At 68.2% G+C, this 18,287-nt stretch carries 17 protein-coding genes; 2 read left to right on the forward strand and 15 right to left on the reverse strand.

Annotated elements, in window-relative coordinates; genetic code table 11:
- Positions 1–13: 13 nt before the first annotated feature.
- The 5 genes from dapC to ACCO44_RS15485 are packed head-to-tail and all read right to left on the reverse strand — an operon-like array spanning position 14 to position 2,950.
- Positions 14–1,126 (reverse strand): succinyldiaminopimelate transaminase, encoded by a 1,113-nt coding sequence (gene dapC, locus ACCO44_RS15465; protein WP_372467258.1) that lies wholly within the window; start codon positions 1,124–1,126, stop codon positions 14–16.
- A gap of 9 nt (positions 1,127–1,135) precedes the next feature.
- Positions 1,136–1,456: a ferredoxin gene (gene fdxA / locus ACCO44_RS15470; protein ID WP_046013877.1), complete on the reverse strand. Its 321-nt coding sequence runs from the start codon at positions 1,454–1,456 to the stop codon at positions 1,136–1,138.
- A 9-nt stretch (positions 1,457–1,465) separates the two neighbouring features.
- The gene (locus ACCO44_RS15475) at positions 1,466–1,876 is read right to left on the reverse strand and encodes a hypothetical protein (RefSeq protein WP_029262902.1); all 411 of its coding nucleotides are present in this window, start codon (positions 1,874–1,876) and stop codon (positions 1,466–1,468) included.
- A gap of 40 nt (positions 1,877–1,916) precedes the next feature.
- Complete coding sequence (locus tag ACCO44_RS15480; RefSeq protein WP_029262903.1) at positions 1,917–2,231, reverse strand: AzlD domain-containing protein; 315 nt, start codon at positions 2,229–2,231, stop codon at positions 1,917–1,919.
- A complete protein-coding gene (locus ACCO44_RS15485; protein WP_372467259.1) occupies positions 2,228–2,950 on the reverse strand; it encodes an AzlC family ABC transporter permease in 723 nt (240 codons plus the stop codon). The genes ACCO44_RS15480 and ACCO44_RS15485 overlap by 4 nt, the downstream gene beginning before the upstream one ends.
- A gap of 104 nt (positions 2,951–3,054) precedes the next feature.
- On the opposite strand from ACCO44_RS15485, the gene ACCO44_RS15490 reads away from it, so the two are divergent.
- A complete protein-coding gene (locus tag ACCO44_RS15490) occupies positions 3,055–3,603 on the forward strand; it encodes a helix-turn-helix domain-containing protein (RefSeq protein ID WP_372467260.1) in 549 nt (182 codons plus the stop codon).
- Between the two features lie 47 nt (positions 3,604–3,650).
- On the opposite strand, the gene ACCO44_RS15495 is transcribed toward ACCO44_RS15490, so the two are convergent.
- Complete coding sequence (locus ACCO44_RS15495) at positions 3,651–4,556, reverse strand: phospholipase (protein ID WP_262000643.1); 906 nt, start codon at positions 4,554–4,556, stop codon at positions 3,651–3,653.
- A 183-nt stretch (positions 4,557–4,739) separates the two neighbouring features.
- Positions 4,740–6,653, reverse strand: a complete 1,914-nt coding sequence (typA, locus tag ACCO44_RS15500) for a translational GTPase TypA (RefSeq protein WP_029262907.1) — start codon at positions 6,651–6,653, stop codon at positions 4,740–4,742.
- A gap of 101 nt (positions 6,654–6,754) precedes the next feature.
- Here typA and ACCO44_RS15505 point away from each other — a divergent pair, with 101 nt between their 5' ends.
- Positions 6,755–7,561 (forward strand): CPBP family intramembrane glutamic endopeptidase, encoded by an 807-nt coding sequence (locus tag ACCO44_RS15505; RefSeq protein ID WP_029262908.1) that lies wholly within the window; start codon positions 6,755–6,757, stop codon positions 7,559–7,561.
- A 15-nt stretch (positions 7,562–7,576) separates the two neighbouring features.
- Here ACCO44_RS15505 and ACCO44_RS15510 read toward each other — a convergent pair whose 3' ends face one another.
- From ACCO44_RS15510 to ACCO44_RS15545, 8 genes are all read right to left on the reverse strand, one after another.
- On the reverse strand, positions 7,577–8,146 hold the full coding sequence (locus ACCO44_RS15510) for a PH domain-containing protein (RefSeq protein ID WP_372467261.1): 570 nt from the start codon (positions 8,144–8,146) through the stop codon (positions 7,577–7,579).
- 2 nt (positions 8,147–8,148) lie between these two features.
- Positions 8,149–9,873: an ABC transporter ATP-binding protein gene (locus tag ACCO44_RS15515; protein ID WP_262000641.1), complete on the reverse strand. Its 1,725-nt coding sequence runs from the start codon at positions 9,871–9,873 to the stop codon at positions 8,149–8,151.
- Complete coding sequence (locus ACCO44_RS15520; RefSeq protein ID WP_029262911.1) at positions 9,870–10,823, reverse strand: ABC transporter permease; 954 nt, start codon at positions 10,821–10,823, stop codon at positions 9,870–9,872. The genes ACCO44_RS15515 and ACCO44_RS15520 overlap by 4 nt, the downstream gene beginning before the upstream one ends.
- A complete protein-coding gene (locus ACCO44_RS15525; RefSeq protein WP_029262912.1) occupies positions 10,813–11,742 on the reverse strand; it encodes an ABC transporter permease in 930 nt (309 codons plus the stop codon). The genes ACCO44_RS15520 and ACCO44_RS15525 overlap by 11 nt, the downstream gene beginning before the upstream one ends.
- 79 nt (positions 11,743–11,821) lie before the next feature.
- Complete coding sequence (locus tag ACCO44_RS15530) at positions 11,822–13,447, reverse strand: ABC transporter substrate-binding protein (RefSeq protein ID WP_029262913.1); 1,626 nt, start codon at positions 13,445–13,447, stop codon at positions 11,822–11,824.
- Between the two features lie 215 nt (positions 13,448–13,662).
- The gene (gene gcvP, locus ACCO44_RS15535; RefSeq protein WP_372469416.1) at positions 13,663–16,515 is read right to left on the reverse strand and encodes an aminomethyl-transferring glycine dehydrogenase; all 2,853 of its coding nucleotides are present in this window, start codon (positions 16,513–16,515) and stop codon (positions 13,663–13,665) included.
- Positions 16,516–16,576: 61 nt separating this feature from the next.
- Positions 16,577–16,954 carry a glycine cleavage system protein GcvH gene (gene gcvH, locus ACCO44_RS15540; protein ID WP_372467262.1) on the reverse strand — a complete coding sequence of 126 codons (378 nt, stop codon included), beginning with the start codon at positions 16,952–16,954 and terminating at the stop codon, positions 16,577–16,579.
- Positions 16,951–18,150, reverse strand: coding sequence for a glycine cleavage system aminomethyltransferase GcvT (locus tag ACCO44_RS15545; protein ID WP_372467263.1), 1,200 nt, complete (start codon positions 18,148–18,150; stop codon positions 16,951–16,953). The genes gcvH and ACCO44_RS15545 overlap by 4 nt, the downstream gene beginning before the upstream one ends.
- Between the last annotated feature and the right edge of the window lie 137 nt (positions 18,151–18,287).

Genomic DNA, 18,287 nt, shown 5'->3' on the forward strand with positions numbered 1-18,287 from the left:
TCACGGAGAAAACCTACAGAGCCGAAGCGCTGAGCCGGCGCGCGGCTTCTCGCACTCGCTCGGTGGGAGCGGTCAGCGCGAGGCGTACATGCTGCGAGGAGTCCGCGCCGTAGAACGGTCCAGGACCGGCGAGGATGCCGAGGTCGGCGAGGCGGCCCATCGACTCCCAGGCATCGCGCCCCTCCGTCGCCCAGAGATACAGTCCGGCCTCCGAACCGTCGATGCGGAATCCGGCGGCCTCCAGCGCGGGGCGCAGTGCTTCTCGCCTGGTGCGGTACAGCTCTTTCTGGGCGGCGACATGCTCGTCGTCACCGAGCGCGACCGCCATGGCGTGCTGCACGGGCGCCGGCGGCATGAGTCCGAGGTGCTTGCGTGCGGTGAGCAGGTCTCCGACGACGCGCGCGCAGCCGGCGACGAACGCGGCTCGATAGCCGGCGAGATTCGACTGCTTGCTCAGCGAGTACACGCTGAGCAGGTTCGCCCTGCTACCGCCGGTCACGCGAGGGTCGAGGATCGAGGGGATCGGCTCCGTCGCCCAGATTCCGTCCCAGCCCAGCTCGGCGTAGCATTCGTCACTCGCGAGGACGGCTCCGAGTTCGCGCGCACGGCGCACGGCTGCAGCGAGCTCGTCGACCGTCCAGGTCCGGCCGTCGGGGTTGCCCGGGGTGTTGATCCAGATGAGCTTGGTGCCCTCCGGCCACTCGGCGGGATCGTCGGCCGGGAGCGGAGTCGCGCCGACCACGCGGGCGCCGACCTCGTATGTCGGGTACGCCACTCGCGGATGCACGACGACGTCGCCCGCACCGAGTCCGAGGAGCGTGGGCAGCAGCGCGACAAGCTCCTTGGAGCCGATAGTCGGCAACACGTTGTCGACGCGGAGGTCGGGTACTCCCCGGCGCCGCGCGTACCACTCGACGATGGCTTCGCGCAGCGTCGGCGTGCCGACCGTCTGCGGGTAGGCGTGCGCATCGGTGGCCTCGGCCAGCGCACGGCGGATGAGCTCGGGCGTCGGATCCACCGGCGACCCCACGGAGAGGTCCACGAGACCCTCGGGATGCTCAGCGGCGCGCGCACGGAAGGGGACGACGGCGTCCCACGGGTAGTCGGCGAGGTCGCGGACGCTCACAGAAGACGCCTACTCGCCCTGGGGCGGGAGCGCGGCGATGATCGGGTGGTCGAACGTGTAGACGCCGACCTTGGCGGCGCCTCCGGGCGAGCCGATCTCGTCGAAGAACTCGACGTTCGCCTTGTAATAGTCCTGCCACTCGTCGGGCAGGTCGTCTTCGTAGTAGATGGCCTCGACCGGGCACACCGGCTCGCAGGCGCCGCAATCCACGCACTCGTCGGGGTGGATGTACAACGACCGTTCCCCCTCGTAGATGCAGTCAACGGGGCACTCGTCGATGCAGGCGCGATCCTTGACATCGACGCACGGGAGGGCGATCACATACGTCACCCCTTCAGTCTACGACTCGTGGCGCTCGGGTTCCTGCGCGGCAGGTGCGACCGTGCGGACGGGAACCCGTGAGAAGGAGGGCCAGGCGATCACGAGCAGCACGATTCCCGCGACCAGGTAGGTCCAGATCTGCCCACTGAGCGAGTCCGGGACGACGACGGATCCGCCGGGCCCCACGCCGGAGATCAGCACCAGCATGCCGATCATGCCGAGTCCGGCTGCCACCGCCGCTCCCCTGTCGTGTGTGAGCGCTCGTACGGCGACGAGGATCGCCGCGCAGGCGATGGCGGCCACGATGAGCCCCACCGGGATCGGCCCCCACATCACGCTGTGCGCGATCGTGCCGGCGATGCCGTAGACGCCGCCCACCAGGGCCGCAGCGACCCACGACAACACTCTCGACACCCAGCTCACGCGCACCCGTCGATCTTACCGGCGCCGCCTGTGGCCGAGCAGTCGCTCAGGAGGCGAGACCGAAGAGCCGCAGGAGCGCCGCGACGAGCGCGGCCGCTGCCACGACGACGAGGAACGACTGCCGAAGCCACAGGAGCCCTCCCGCGACCAGCAGGGCGGGCACGCGCGCGTCCACCGTGATGGCCTGGCCGTCGCCGAGGGTCTGCACCGCGACGAGTGCGGCCAGGAGCGCCACGGTCAGCAGGTCGGAGATGCGAGCAGTGCGAGGCGCTTCGAGGACCTTGGGCGGCACCAGGTATCCGGCGGCTTTGAGCGCGACACAGATGAGCGCGGCGAGGAGGATCGCACTCCACAGGCTCATGGCGCCCCCTCCGTTCCGACGCGGGCGTGATCCTCCGGCGGCGTCTCGCGGCGGCCCAGCCAGTTGAACCAGCCGACGGCGATCGCGACGACCGCCGCGACGAGCACCGGGAGACCCGGCATGAGGAAGGGGGTGAACGCCGCAGCGACCACCGCAGCCGCCACGCCCACCACGATGGCCTGCCGCTGCCGGAGCCGCGGCCAGAGCAGCGCGAGGAATGCGGCAGCAGCAGCAGCGTCGAGACCCCAGGTCCGGGGGTCGCCGAGCACGTCACCGACGAGCGCACCGACGAGAGTCGTGATGTTCCAGCCCACGAAGATGCCGATGCCGGTCACCCAGAAGCCCACCTGACGCAGCCGCGGGTCGCCCTGTGAGATCGCCACGGCCGTCGACTCATCGATCGTGAAGTGCGCGGCGGCAGCCTTGCGCACCGGCCCTCCGCCGACGATCGGCGACATGCGCATTCCGTAGGCCACGTTGCGCACGCCGAGGAGGGCGGCGGACGCGACCGCGGAGGGCAGAGCGGCGAGGCCTCCGGCGGTGAAGACGCCGATGAACGCGAACTGCGATCCTCCGGTGAACATCAGCAGGCTGAGGACGCACGTCTGCCAGACGTCGAGTCCGGACGCGACAGCCAACGCTCCGAAGGAGACGCCGTAGGCGCTGGTCGCGAGCACGACGCCGAGCGCCTCGCGCCAGACCTCACGCTCGGCGGTCATCGCACGCCCTGCGGGTCCTTGTTCGCTTCGCTGAACACATGACCATAATTCTGAACAGTCGCGAACGGATAGTCAAGCGAACGAACGTTTGACATGATGAACGCATGGAAGACCTTCGCACGCGCATCGCCCGCACTCTGCGCCGAGAACGAGAGGCCGTCGGCCTGTCGGTCTCGGAACTCGCGCGCCGCGCGGGTGTGTCCAAAGCGACCGTGTCGCAGCTCGAGAGCGGAGCGGGCAATCCCAGCGTCGAAACACTGTGGGCCCTCGGAGTGGCCCTCGAAGTGCCGTTCGCCGTCCTCGTCGACCAGCAGAGCAATGCGCCCACCCTGATCCGCGCCGACGACCTCGCCGGCGTCCCCTCCTCCGCGGCCGCCTACAGCGCGACACTGCTGTCGGCCAGCCCTCCCGGCGCGCGCCGCGACATCTACCTGATCCAGGCCGAACCGGGCGATGCTCGCCGCTCCGACCCGCACCACCCGGGCACCATCGAGCACGTCATCCTGGTCTCCGGCCAAGCACTGATCGGACCGGTCGACGAGCCGGTGCTCCTCAACCCCGGCGACTACCTGACATATGCCGGCGACGCCCCGCACATCTTCGAAGCGACAGCCGTCGGTACGAGCGCGGCGCTCATCTCCGAGCTCCGCTGAGGCTCACCCACCGCCGGCGACAGGCGACGGGTCGGGGCGTCACGGCATCAGTACCAGTTCATCGCCTGCGAGTGCGACCAGGCGCTGCACGGGGTTCCGTAGGCCGCCGAGATGTACTCGAGGCCCCAGGCGATCTGCGTGGCGGCGCTGGTCTGCCAGTCGGCTCCCGCCGATGCCATCTTGCTGCCGGGCAGCGCCTGCGGAATGCCGGTAGCCCCGCCGTCGGCGTTGTATGCCTGGTAGTTCCAGCCCGACTCCTTGGTCCACAGGGAGTCCAGGCACGAGAACTGATCCCCGCCCCAGCCGTACCGGCTCGACATCTGCTGCTGCGCGGAGGCCTTCGCGCCCTCGACGGTGTTGGCGGACGCGAGCGCCGCGGCGGCCGCCCGCTCGGCAGCTGCATGCTCTGCCGCCGCCTTGGCCGCGGCTGCAGCGGCTTCCTCCGCAGCCCGCTTCTCCTGTGCCGCGGTGAGCGCGGCACGCAGATCCTCCGTGTCCGAGACGACCTTCGCGAGCTCCGACTCCACGTCGTCGGTGACGATGCCCACGAGGAGCAACGGGGTCACCTCACTGTCGGAGAGCTTGTCGATGCCGCTCTCGAGCTCGGTCGTGTCGACCGATGTCGAGACACCCACATCGAGGCCGGATGCTGCGACGTCGGCGCTCACCGCCTCGGCGGCCGCGACAGCGCTCCGGGCCTCCACGCGCGTAGACGAAGCGTCTGCGGTGATCTGCGCCAGCGGCTCGGCACCGGACAGTGCGGGCGCGGCGACGGCGATGGCCGGGCTCATGGCGGCCGCGGCAGAGGTGGAGGCCAGGCCCACGCTGAGCGTGATTCCGACCAGGGTGGCGGCGGTCACTCCGAGGATGGCCATCGGGCGGCGGGCGGTGACGGCGGCGCGGGCGGACGCCGCGTCCGAGGCACGCCGAAGCGCACGGGTTTTCTGAAGCATCGGGTTCGACTTTCGGGTTGTCGTACGCCCTCGCAGGAGACTCATCGGGAGCTCGTCCCGGGCGCAAGCCAACGAGTCTGCACCATCAACCTGAGTGAAAACCATCCCTGACCTGGGATTTACATGAGAAGAGGGCCTCGCGCACGCCTTTCGGCGGCACGAGGCCCTCTTCTCGGAGCAGACTCAGGCGCTGGCGTCCTGGCGCTTCAGACGCGCGGTCTCGCGAGCACGGGTGTTCGCATCGAGGTTCACCTTGCGGATGCGGACGACCTCGGGCGTGACCTCGACGCATTCGTCGTCACGTGCGAACTCGAGGCTCTCCTCGAGCGTCAGCTGGCGCGGAGGAGTCATCGACTCGAAGGTGTCGGAGCTCGCCGCACGCATGTTGGTGAGCTTCTTCTCCTTCGTGATGTTCACGTCCATGTCGTCGGCGCGGGAGTTCTCGCCGATGACCATTCCCTCGTAGACCTCCTGCGTGGGCTGCACGAAGAACGACATGCGCTCCTGCAGGGCGATCATCGCGAACGGGGTGACGACACCCTGGCGGTCGGCGACGATCGAGCCGTTCTGACGCGTCGTGATGGAGCCGGCCCACGGCTCGTAGCCGTGCGAGATCGCGTTCGCGATGCCGGTGCCGCGCGTGGTGGTGAGGAACTCGCTGCGGAAGCCGATCAGGCCGCGCGACGGGACGACGAACTCCATGCGCACCCAGCCGGTGCCGTGGTTCGTCATGTTCTCCATGCGACCCTTGCGGCCCGCCAGCAGCTGGGTGATCGCGCCGAGGTGCTCCTCCGGCGTGTCGATCGTGAGGTGCTCGAACGGCTCGTAGGTCTTGCCGTCGATCTTCTTCGTGACCACCTGCGGCTTGCCGACGGTGAGCTCGAAGCCCTCGCGGCGCATGTTCTCGACGAGGATGGCGAGGGCGAGCTCTCCGCGGCCCTGCACCTCCCACGCATCCGGACGTCCGATGTCGACGACCTTGAGCGAGACGTTGCCGATGAGCTCCTTGTCGAGACGGTCCTTGACCATGCGAGCGGTGAGCTTGTGGCCCTTGACCTTGCCCATGAGCGGGGAGGTGTTGGTGCCGATCGTCATCGAGATGGCGGGGTCGTCGACCGTGATGGCCGGCAGCGGACGCACGTCCTCGGGGTCGGCGATGGTCTCGCCGATGGTGATGTTCTCGAAACCGGCGATGGCGACGATGTCGCCGGGGCCTGCGGAATCGGCCGGGTAGCGCTCGAGTGCGCGTGTCTTCAGGAGCTCGGTGATGCGCGCGTTCTGGTGCGTGCCGTCGGCACGGACCCAGGCCACGGTCTGGCCCTTCTTGAGCGTGCCGTTGAAGACGCGCAGCAGCGCGAGGCGGCCGAGGAACGGGCTGGAGTCGAGGTTCGTGACCCAGGCCTGCAGCGGGTGCTCGTCGTCGTAGGACGGCGCGGGCACGTGCTCGAGGATCGCCTCGAACAGCGGCTCGAGGTCGTCGTTGTCGGGCAGCGAGCCGTCGGCGGGACGGTTCTGCGACGCGGCGCCGGCACGACCGGAGGCGTAGACGACCGGCACGTCGAGCAGCGCGTCGACGTCGAGGTCGGGCACGTCGTCGACCAGGTCGGAAGCGAGGCCCAGCAGCAGGTCGTGCGCCTCTTCTTCGACCTCGGCGATGCGCGCGTCGGGACGGTCGGTCTTGTTGACGAGCAGGATGACCGGCAGCTTCGACTCGAGCGCCTTGCGCAGCACGAAGCGGGTCTGGGGCAGCGGGCCCTCACTGGCGTCGACCAGCAGCACGACACCGTCGACCATGGACAGGCCGCGCTCGACCTCGCCACCGAAGTCGGCGTGACCGGGGGTGTCGATCACGTTGATCGTGATCTCCTTGCCGCCGGCGTGCTTGCCCTTGTACGTGATCGCCGTGTTCTTGGCGAGGATCGTGATGCCCTTCTCACGCTCCAGATCGTTGGAGTCCATGGCGCGCTCATCGACGTGGGCGTGTTCGCCGAAGGAGCCCGTCTGACGCAGCATGGCGTCGACGAGAGTCGTCTTGCCGTGGTCGACGTGGGCGACGATTGCGACGTTGCGGAGGTCAGAGCGGAGGGCGTGCGCCATGCAGGTGTCCTAAAGAGTGTGGGATTTTGCCGGGAAGCCGACGTTCCAGGATAACGCAAGCTCAGGGCGTGTTCCTGAAAACAGGTCGTAGCATCGAGATCGTGACCCGACCGCAGGCCTCCGGAGACCTTCCCGAGCTCTCCCCCGCCCCCTCTCGCGCACGGCTGTGGTGGGAGATCGCGATCGTCCTGGCGCTCGGGCTCGGGCAGTCCGCCGTGTACGCGATCGTGCAGCTCGCCTACCGCCTCACCGATGAGATCCCGATCGCCGATCAGGTCGCGAAGCTGAATCCCTCACGCAGCGACCGGGAGATCTTCGACCTCATCTACCAGGTGCTCGCGATCGGTTTCTCGCTCGTCCCCGTGCTGCTGGTGTGCTTCCTGCTCTGGCAGTCGCGCCGACCGCACCTGGGGCAGCTGGGGCTGGACGGCACCAGGGCGGGGCGCGACATCGGTCGCGGCGTCCTGCTGGTCCTGGCCATCGGCGTGCCCGGCATCGGCCTCTACCTCGCCGGTCGCGCGCTCGGGATGACCGTGGCGATCGACCCCGCCGGCATCGACGCCTACTGGTGGACGGTGCCCGTCCTGCTGCTCGCTGCCGCACGGGCCTCGCTGCAGGAGGAGTTCGTTCTGCTCGGATATCTCTTCACGCGGCTGAAGCAGCTCGGCTGGGGGCCGTGGTCGATCATCATCGGCACATCGGTGCTGCGGGCCAGCTACCACCTGTATCAGGGCTATCCCGCGTTCTTCGGGAACCTCGCGATGGGTCTGCTGTTCGGGTGGCTGTATCAGCGCTCAGGGCGCCTGATGCCGTTCCTGGTCGCGCACTTCCTGATCGATGCGGCCGCGTTCGTCGGCTACCCGTGGGCGGCAGCGCTGTGGCCCGACCTGTTCGGACTCCCCGGCTGAGCCGAAGAGTCGCGGTCAACCCGCGTTCGCCACGAGGACGGCCAGCACGGCCCAGACGACGATCACGACCAGCGCGATCGTGGCCGGACGATCCCAGCTGCGTCGGATCGGGGCGTCCGCAGTGGCGGGGGCGGCTTCCCAGCGCCCCTCGATCTCGGTGAGCGCGCGGATGCCTGCGGGCATCTTCTCCTCGCCGTCGCCCCCGCGAGCGGGCATGCGGATCGGGCCGGCCTTGGCCGGTCCCCCGTAGCAGGCGAGATCCTTCCCGTCGTCGAGCGAGAAGATCAGCTGCCACCGCAGGTCGACGGCGCGCACGCGCTGCCAGCCGAACGTGATGCGGCGGAGCAGGTTCTGCACCACCACACCGTCGTCGTCGATGCGCACGGCCGAGGCGAAGGAGCTCACATACACGAGCCAGAGCACCAGCAGCACCCACGGGGCGAGCAGCAGCATCGGCCCCCACCCGGCCCGCAGGACGGCATCGCCCAACAGGAACAGGGCCAGAAGCGAGCCGATCACGAGCGCGGCGGGACCGGAGGGCGCACGGAATGTCCGTACGCCCTCCGACCTGTCGTCCGTCGTCACCGTCAGTGGCTCCCGAGGGTGATCGACGCGCCGGGAATCGCCTGGAGCAGACGCTCCGTGTACTCCTGCTGCGGGTTCGCGAAGATGTCGTCGACCGTGCCGTGCTCGACGACGCGCCCCTGCTCCATCACACAGACGCGATCCGCGATCACCCGCACGACCGCGAGGTCGTGGGTGATGAACAGGTACGTCAAGTCGAGCTCGGACTGGAGTTCGGCGAGCAGGTTCAGCACCTGCGCCTGCACCAGCACGTCCAGCGCCGACACGGCCTCGTCGAGGACGACGATCTCCGGCTTGAGCGCGAGGGCCCTGGCGATGGCGACGCGCTGACGCTGACCGCCCGAGAGCTCGTTCGGATACCGGTCGGCCACACTCGACGGGAGCGCGACCTGGTCCAGCACCTCGAGAACGCGCTTGCGGCGCGAGGCGGAGTCGCCGACCCCGTGCACGCGCAGCGGCTCCGCCACCGTGTTGCCGATGTTGTGCAGCGGATCCAGCGAACCGTACGGGTCCTGGAAGACCGGCTGCATCTCGCGACGCAGTGCCTGCAGCTCGGGCCGTGAGAGCGTGTCGGTGTCCCGACCGTTCACGAGGATCGAGCCCGACGTCTTCGTCTCCAGACGCAGCAGCATCTTGGCGGCGGTCGACTTGCCGGAACCGGATTCGCCGACGATGGCCATCGTGGAGCCCTTGGGCACCTGGAAGGACATCTTGTCGACGGCCGTGAAATCGGTGGAACGGAAGCCGCTCCCCCGGATCTTGTAGACCTTCGTCACATCTCGGAACTCGATCACCGGCTCGGCAGGAACCGCCTCGGTGTGGGCGATCGATGCGAGATCGACCGTGCCCGTGGACTCCGTGAGCACCTCGGCGAGAGGGTCGACGTGACCCGTGACCGCCGTCTGGATGCGCTTCGACGCCAGGCTCGGCGCCGCGGCGACCAGCCGCTGGGTGTACGGGTGCTGCGGGTTCTGCAGGATCTCGAGCGCGGGACCCGATTCCACGATGCGACCGCGATGCATCACGACGAGGTTCTCCGCCCGCTCCGCGGCGAGGCCGAGGTCGTGGGTGATGAACAGGACCGCGGTGTTGCGCTCCTTCGTGAGGGTGTCGAGGTGATCGAGGATCCGCTTCTGCACCGTGACGTCGAGCGCGCTGGTGGGCTCGTCGGCGATGAGCAGTTTCGGATCGGACGACAGCCCGATGCCGATGAGCACCCGCTGGCGCATGCCGCCGGAGAACTCGTGCGGGAACTGCCGCAGACGCCGATCGGCATCCGCCAGTCCCGCCTCCTTCAGCACCTGGATCGCCTGCTTGCGTGCAGCCTTGCGGCCGTCGGCCTGCCCGTTGGCGAGGATGGTCTCCTCCACCTGGAAACCGATGCGGTGCACCGGGTTGAGGCTGTTCATCGGGTCCTGGGGAACCAGGCCGATGAGGTTGCCGCGCACATGCTCGATCTCGGAGCGCCCGAGCTTCGTCAGGTCGCGACCCTCGAATTTGACGGCGCCACCGGTGACCTGCCCGCTGCCGGGCAGCAGGTTGATGATCGCGTGCGCGGTCGTCGACTTGCCCGAGCCGGACTCACCGACGATCGCCATAGTCTCGCCCGGGTAGATGTCGAAGCTGACGCCACGCACCGCTGGGACGAAACCGTCCTGCGTCTTGAACGCGACCTCCAGGTTCTCGATCGACAGGAGCGGGACATCGGGGTTGTATTCGGCGGTCATCGCAGTGCCCTCGCCTTCGGGTCGAGCGCGTCTCGCACCGTCTCGCCGAGCATGATGAACGACAGCACGGTGAGGGAGAGAGCGATCGACGGATAGATCAGCGGCATGGGGTCGGTGCGCAGACGCGTCTGCGCGGCCGCGATGTCGTTACCCCAGGAGATGAACTCCGGCGGCAGACCGACGCCCAGGAAGGACAGCGTGGCCTCGGCCGTGATGGCCGCGGCCAGACCGACCGTGCTGAGCACGATCACCGGGGCGATCGAGTTCGGCATGACGTGCGAGAACATCGTCCGCACCCGGGATACCCCGAGCGCTTCGGACGCCATCACGAAGTCAGCCGAACGCACGCGCAGGATCTCGGCGCGCAGGATGCGCGCCACCGAGGGCCATCCGAAGAAGCCGATCGCGAGGGAGACCACGAGGATGTTCCGGTTGTCGAGGAACATCGACATGATGACCACTGCGGCCAGCACGTAGGGGATCGCGAAGAACATGTCGCCGATGCGCATGAGGAGCGAATCGATCCAGCCGCCGAAGAAGCCGGCGAACGCACCGATCACGATGCCCATGGCAGCGATGATGATCGTCACCAGGATGCCGACCGACAGCGAGGTCCCTGCGCCGTGCACGACACGGGAGTACACGTCACAGCCCTGGAAGGTGTACCCGAGCGGGTGCCCTGCGGAAGGGCCGTCGTTCGAGAACTTCAGGTCGCACTGGAAGGGGTCGACCGGAGCGAACAGGTCGGGGAACGACGCGATGATGACCAGCAGCACGACGAAGACGCCGGCGGTCCAGAACATCCAGCGACCACGGAGGTCGCGCCACGCATCGAGCCACAGGTTGCTCTTGCGCTCGCTGACACGGACGGCATCGACGGCCCCGAGGCCGCCCTCGTCTGCCTCGGCCACATAGTGCGCCATGCGGCGGGTGGGAGTGTTATCGGACATAGCGGATCCTCGGGTCGAGCACACCGTAGAGCAGATCGATGAACAGGTTGACCAGGACGTAGATCACGACGAGCACGGTCACGATCGAGACGATCTCCGGCCCATCGTGCTGGTTGATGGCCTTGAAGAGCTCGTTTCCGATACCGGGCACGTTGAACACGCCCTCGGTGACGGTGGCGCCGACGATCAGGATGCCGAAGTCGGCAGCGAGGTTCGTCGTCACGGGAATGAGCGAGTTGCGCAGCACGTGCACCGGGATGACGCGCCGCGTGGGGAGGCCCTTGCCGAACGCCATCCGCACGAAGTCCTGCTGACGCGTCTCGATGACCGAGTTGCGCGTGAGCCGCACCACGTAGGCGAAGTTCAGTGCGGCGAGCACGATCGCCGGGAGTATCAGGTCCGACCAGGGCGCACCTCGTCCGACCGTCGGTCGGAACAGATGCAACTCGATGGCGAGGAAGTACTGCGCGATGAAGGCCAACACGAACACCGGGATCGAGATGAGCAGAAGGCTCACCAGCATCGAGGCGTGGTCGAAAAGGCTGTTCTTGCGCAGGCCGGAGATGAGACCGACGACGACGCCGAAGAGCAGCTGGATGACGATCGCCAGCAGCGCGAGGCGCAGCGTCACCGGGAACTTCGCGGCGAGGATCTCATTGACGCTCTGGCCGCGGAAAGTCGTTCCCAGGTCGCCCTGGAACAGGTCGCCGAGGTAGATCAGGTAGCGCGTGAAGAACGGCTGGTCCAGGTGGTACTGCGCCTGCAAGGCGGCGTACTGCGCATCGGTCGGTGTCTTGTCACCGAACAGAGCGAGAATCGGGTCACCCGGTAGCAGGAAGACCATCGAGAAGATCAGGAAGGTCGCCCCGAGGAAGACGGGTATCGCCTGAAGAAGGCGACGAATGATGTAGGCAGTCATAGGCGTGAACTCAACCGCGCCGTGCGGGGCGACGCTTGCGCATCGCCCCGCACGGCGGGTTCAGATCAGAGCGGGAGTGTTACTCGCCGGCCTTGGTGATCTCGTACACGATCGGCCAGCTGTCCCAGCCGTACTCGACGTTGTCGACGAGCGTGGAGAAACCGGCGTTGGTCGAGCGGTACCAGAGCGGCAGGACGGGAAGGTCCGTGAACAGGACCTCCTGCGCCTGCTCGAAGAGCTTGTTGCCCTCTTCGACCGACGGCGCCGTGGAGCCCTTCTGCACGAGCTCGTCGTACTCGGGGTTCGAGTAGTCGCCGTCGTTGGAACCGGCACCCGTGATGAACAGCGCGCCCAGGATGTTGTACGCACCCGGGTAGTCGAACTGCCATCCCGAACGCGTCGCCGCGTTCAGCGAACGGTTCTTGATCTCCTCGCGGAGCGTCGCCAGGTCGGGGAAGGACTGACCGGCGGCGTCGATGCCCAGCGTGTTCTTGAGCTGGTTGGTGACCGCGTCGACCCAGGGCTGGTGTCCACCGTCGGCGTTGTACGCGATGGTGAACGTGCCGCTCCACGGGGCGATGGCGTCGGCCTGAGCCCACAGGTCCTTCGCCTTGTCGGCGTCGGCGTGCGTGACCTCGGAACCGGCGATCTCGTCGTTCCAGCCCGCGATCACCGGGGAGGTGAAGTCGACGGCCGGCGTGCGGGTACCCTCGAAGATCACGTCGGTGACCTGTTCGCGGTCGATCGCGTAGGAGATGGCCTGACGACGCAGGTTGCCCTCTTCGTCGTTGCCGAAGTGAGCGAGGCGTGCCGGGATGGTCAGGCCTTCCCAGATCGCGGCCGGCTGGTCGACGGCGCGGTCGCCCAGGTCGTCCTTGTAGGTGGCCAGAGCCGTCGGCGGCACGCCGGGGTTGATCACGTCGAGGTTGTCCGAGAGCAGGTCGGTGTACGCAGCCTCGGCGGTCGCGTAGCTGACGAAGTCGACTCCACCGTTCTGCGGCTTGCGGGGACCGTCGTAGCTCTCGTTCGGGAGCAGCGAGATCACGGAGTCGTGCTCCCACTTGTCGAGCACGTACGGGCCGTTGCCGACGGGAGCCTGGCCGAACGCCTCAGGGTCATCGAAGAACGACTCGGGGAGCGGCGCGAACACCTGGTAGCCCAGAGTGGTCGGGAAGTCCGACTGCGGAGCGGCGAGCTCGACCGTGAACGTCGTGTCGTCGACGACCTCGAGAGCGAGGGAGTCTTCCTTCACGGCGTCGGCGCTGTAGCCGGAGAAGTTGGCGAACCACCACTGGTTCTCGAAGGCGGGGTCGGAGGCGGCATACTGCCATGCCTCGACGAAGGACTCCGCGGTCACGGGGGTGTCGTCGCTGAACTTCTCACCCTCCTTGATCTTGATGGTCCAGGTCTGGTTGTCTTCCGACTCGATCGACTCGGCGAGGTCGTTGGCGAGGGCGCCGTCGGCTTCGTAGTAGACGAGACCGGCGAAGATGTTCTGCAGAACGAGTCCGCCGCCGACCTCGTTGGTCACGGCGGGGAGGAGCGGGTTCTGAGGCTCGTTGCTCTGAACCGTGACGATTCCGGTCGACGCTTCGCCGCCTTCTTCGCCACTGCCGTTGTCGCCGCCGGATGCGCAGCCTGCGAGCGCGATCGCGCCGACGGCCAGCAGAGCGGTGCCCGCGAGGGCAGTCCTGTTTCTTTTCACTTTTGTCCTCCTGTGGACACGGGGATTCTGCGCGCTCACCATCGAGCAGGCAGGGATACCTGAGCGTAACCCGCACCCGCGTCGCCCCCGCCCTCAGCTAACGAACTGTTACTGAGTGGTGACCATACGTAACAAGGCCGAAACACCGGGAAAAGAGAGACGGTGCCGCACCCACAGCAGGGGTGCAGCACCGTGTGCTCACATGAGCATCCGACTCAGGCGAAAGCCTCCACCGGCGGGCAGGCGCAGACGAGGTTGCGGTCGCCGTACGCCTGGTCGATGCGGCGCACCGGCGGCCAGTACTTGCCTGCGACGAGGGCGCGCACGGGGTATGCCGCCTCTTCCCGCGAGTACGCGTGGTTCCACTCCCCCGCGATGAGCGAGACCGCGGTGTGCGGCGCGTGCACGAGCGGGTTGTCGTCGGCCGGCCAGCGACCGGCGGCGACCCCCTCCGCCTCGGCCTTGATCATGACCATGGCCTCGATGAAGCGCTCGATCTCGTCGAGGTCCTCCGACTCGGTCGGCTCGACCATCAGCGTGCCCGCGACCGGGAACGACATGGTCGGGGCGTGGAAGCCGTAGTCGATGAGGCGCTTGGCGACGTCGTCGACCGTGATGCCGGTGGCCTCCTTGAGCGGACGCAGGTCGAGGATGCACTCGTGAGCCACCCGCCCGTTCTCGCCCGTGTAGAGCACCGGGAAGTGCGCGCCGAGTCGCTCTGCCATGTAGTTCGCGGAGAGAACGGCCGCTGCGGTGGCGCGACGCAGTCCGTCGGCACCCATCATCCGCACGTACGCCCACGAGATCGGCAGGATCCCGGCAGAGCCGTAGGGCGCTGCGGAGATCACACCGCCCTCGAACGTGTACCCGCCGAAGTGCTCCGCGCTCTGGGCGAGCGGGTGCGAGGGCAGGAACGGCGCGAGGTGGGCCTTCGCCGCCACCGGACCGATGCCGGGGCCGCCGCCGCCGTGCGGGATGGCGAACGTCTTGTGCAGGTTGAGGTGCGAGACGTCGCCCCCCAGGTCGCCGAACCGCGCATAGCCGAGCAGCGCGTTGAGGTTCGCGCCGTCGACGTAGACCTGCCCGCCCGCGTCGTGCACGGCTGCCGTGATGTCGACCACCTGCTCCTCGTACACGCCGTGCGTGGAGGGGTAGGTGATCATCAGGGCCGAGAGGTCGTCGGCGTGCAGCGCGATCTTCGCGCGCAGATCGTCGAGGTCGACGTTGCCGAGCTCGTCGGTCGCGACGACCACGACCTTCATGCCGGCGAGGACGGCCGACGCCGCGTTCGTGCCGTGCGCCGAAGACGGGATCAGGCAGATCGTGCGGTGCTGGTCGCCGTTGGCGTGGTGGTAGCCGCGGATCGCGAGCAGCCCCGCGAGTTCACCCTGCGAGCCCGCGTTCGGCTGCAGCGAGACCGCGTCGTACCCGGTGACCTCGGCGAGCCAGCCCTCGAGCTGATCGATGAGCTCGAGGTATCCCTGCACATCGGCCGCCGGAGCGAACGGGTGGATGCCCGCGAACTCGGGCCACGTGATCGCCGCCATCTCGGTGGCCGCGTTGAGCTTCATCGTGCAGGAGCCCAGCGGGATCATGCCGCGGTCGAGCGCGTAGTCGCGGTCGGCGAGGCTCTTCAGATACCGCATCATGGCGGTCTCGCTGCGGTGTGCGTGGAACACCCGGTGCGTGAGGTACTCGTCCTGACGCTCCAGGTTCGACGGCAGGGCGTTGCTGCCACGCTGCAGGAAGCCGAACGCACGCTCCTGCGCGCCACCGAAGACCATCGCCACCTGATGCAGCTCGGTCACCGTGGTGGTCTCATCGACCGAGATGCCGATCGTGTCGGCATCGGCGACGCGGAGCAGGATGCCGTATCCGTCGCGCGCCTGCGCGGCGTGCTCGGCCGCACGCCCCGGCACCCGCACCGTGACCGTGTCGAAGAACGCGTCGTGCACGACCTCGGCGCCCGCCTCGGTGAGCCAGGTACCGAGCAGGGCCGCCTTCGTGGCGGCTTCTGAGGCGATCGCACGGAGCCCATCCGGGCCGTGATAGACCGCGTACATCGCCGCCATCACGGCCAGCAGCACCTGGGCGGTGCAGATGTTCGACGTCGCCTTCTCACGGCGGATGTGCTGCTCGCGCGTCTGCAGAGAGAGACGGTACGCGGGCTTGCCGTCGGCATCCACCGACACCCCGACGAGCCGGCCCGGCAACTGACGCTCCAGGCCCGAGCGGACGGCCATGTAGCCGGCGTGCGGCCCGCCGAAGCCCATCGGCACTCCGAAGCGCTGCGTCGTGCCGACGGCCACATCCGCGCCGAGTGACCCGGGCGACGCGATCAGTGTGAGCGCGAGCAGATCCGCCGCTGCGACGGCCAGTCCACCCGCGAGGTGCGCGGCGTCGAACACGGCGGACGGATCCCAGACCCGACCCGATGCGCCCGGGTACTGGACGAAGACACCGAAGAGATCACCGGGAAGCTCCTCCCCCGCAGCGAAGTCGACGGACACGATCTCGATCCCGAGGGCTTCCGCGCGGGTCGCGAGCATCGCCCTGGTCTGCGGCAGTGCGTCGGCGTCGACGGCGAACACGTTCGACGACGACTTCGAGGCGCGCCGCGCCAGCAGCATCCCCTCGACGACGGCCGTGGACTCGTCCAGCATCGAGGCGTTGGCCGTGGTGAGCCCCGTGAGGTCGGAGACCATGGTCTGGAAGTTGATGAGCGCCTCGAGACGACCCTGCGAGATCTCCGGCTGGTAGGGCGTGTACGCCGTGTACCAGGACGGATTCTCGAGCACGTTGCGCTGGATCACCTGCGGCGTGATGGTCCCGTAATAGCCGAGGCCGATCATCGGGCGGTTCACGGTGTTGCGGGACGCGAGGGTCCGCAACTCTGCGAGCGCCTCGGTCTCACTCGCTGCCGCGGGGATGCGAGACGGCGTTCCCCCCTCGGCTTCGGGAGACGGACCGGTGTAGATCGACGCCGGCACGGCCTGACGCATCAGCGCCTCGACCGGGCTCAGCGCGTCGTCCGCTCCGGCGGTGTCGAGACCGAGGGCGGCGAGCATCGTGCGCTGCGCAGCATCCGTGGGTCCGATGTGACGATCGGCGAAAGTGACCACTGGTGAATCAGCCCTCCGTCAGCGCGACGTAGGCGTCGCGGTCGAGCAGACCGTCGAACGCACCGGCGGCGACGGTGACCTTGAGCAGCCAGCCGCCCTCGAACGGTGCGGAGTTGACGAGCGACGGGTCGTCGACGGCCGCGTCGTTGATCTCGACGACCGTGCCGGTGACCGGCGCGTAGAGCTCACCGACCGACTTCGTGGATTCGATCTCTCCCACGACGGAGCCGGCGGTGACCTCGGTGCCGACGGCGGGGAGCTCGACGAACACGACGTCGCCCAGCTTCTCGGCGGCGTAGTCGGTGATGCCGATCGTCACGGTGTCGCCGTCAGCGGCGATCCACTCGTGTTCTTCGGTGTAGCTGAGGGCGGCGAGGTCGGTCATTTGGTCCTCCGATAGAAAGGCAGGGCGGTCACGGTCGCGGGGATCTTCGTCCCCCGCACATCAAGGAATACTGCGGTTCCCTCCTCAGCGGAAGAAGGGTGCACGTAGGCCATCGCGATCGGATGGCCGAGAGTCGGGCTGAGGGCTCCGCTGGTGATCTCGCCGAGCTTCTCGCCTTCGCCGTCGACGACGGCGTAGCCGGCGCGCCCGGCGCGCTTGCCCTCGGCGACGAGGCCGACCAGTACGGGAGCGTCGGATGCTCCGGACTGCTCGACGGCGACGAGCGCCTCCTTGCCGACGAACTCGTCCTTGGCAGTCACGACGACGCGTCCGAGGCCGGCCTGGGCGGGCAGCGTGTCGAGGCTCAACTCGTGTCCGTACAGCGGCATGCCCGCCTCGAGGCGAAGGGTGTCGCGCGCCGCGAGACCGGCGGGCACGAGACCGTGCGGTTCGCCGGCCGACATCAGGGCGTCCCACAGTGCGGGGGCGTCAGCTGCCGCGACGAGCAGCTCGAAGCCGTCCTCGCCCGTGTAACCCGTGCGGGCGATGAGCAGGGGCTCTCCGAGGAAACGTGCGTCGGCCCACGCGTAGTACTTCTGATCGGCCCAGGGACTGCTCAGCTCAGTGATGCCGGAGGTCGCAGCGAGGATCGCCTCGGCGGCAGGCCCCTGAACCGCGAGCAGCGCGTAGGAGTCCGACACATCCTCCACATCGACGCCGCGGTCACCGAGGAAACCGGCGAAGCTGCGGTCCTCCCCCGGCGTGAGCGGCGGCTGCTCACGCTCGAGGAGCGAGGGGAAGTCGCGGACGCGTTTCGCGAACGCGGAGTCCACGAAGCCCCGGTTGCCGGCGTTCGCGATCACGAGGTAGCGGTCGTCGGCAAGCCGGTACGCGATGACGTCGTCGACGATGCCGCCGTTCGCGGCCAGCATCAGCGAGTACTTCGCCTTTCCCACCGGCATCGCGGAGATACGTCCGGCGAGCGCGAAATCGAGGAACTCGGCTGCCTTCTCGCCCGTGACGAGGAACTCCGCCATGTGCGAGATGTCGAAGATACCGGCGGCCTGTCGCACGGCGTGGTGCTCGGCGAGGTCGGAGGTGTAGCGCACGGGCATCTGCCAGCCGCCGAAATCGGTGAACGACGCGCCGAGCGCCTCATGGCGTTCACGCAGCGGGGTGTAGCGGGGGTCGGACATGGAGTTCTCCCGGGCTGTGACGGGCGGAACGGCGGCATCGCCGCTCCTCGGAACTCCCCCTCTGTCATAGGCCTGAGAGCTTCACCCATGCACGGAGGCGGGGTTTTCACCGTCGGCGGATCCGCAGTCTCGCGGGA

It is taken from the genome of Microbacterium maritypicum, assembly GCF_041529975.1.
Lineage (GTDB): Bacteria > Actinomycetota > Actinomycetes > Actinomycetales > Microbacteriaceae > Microbacterium.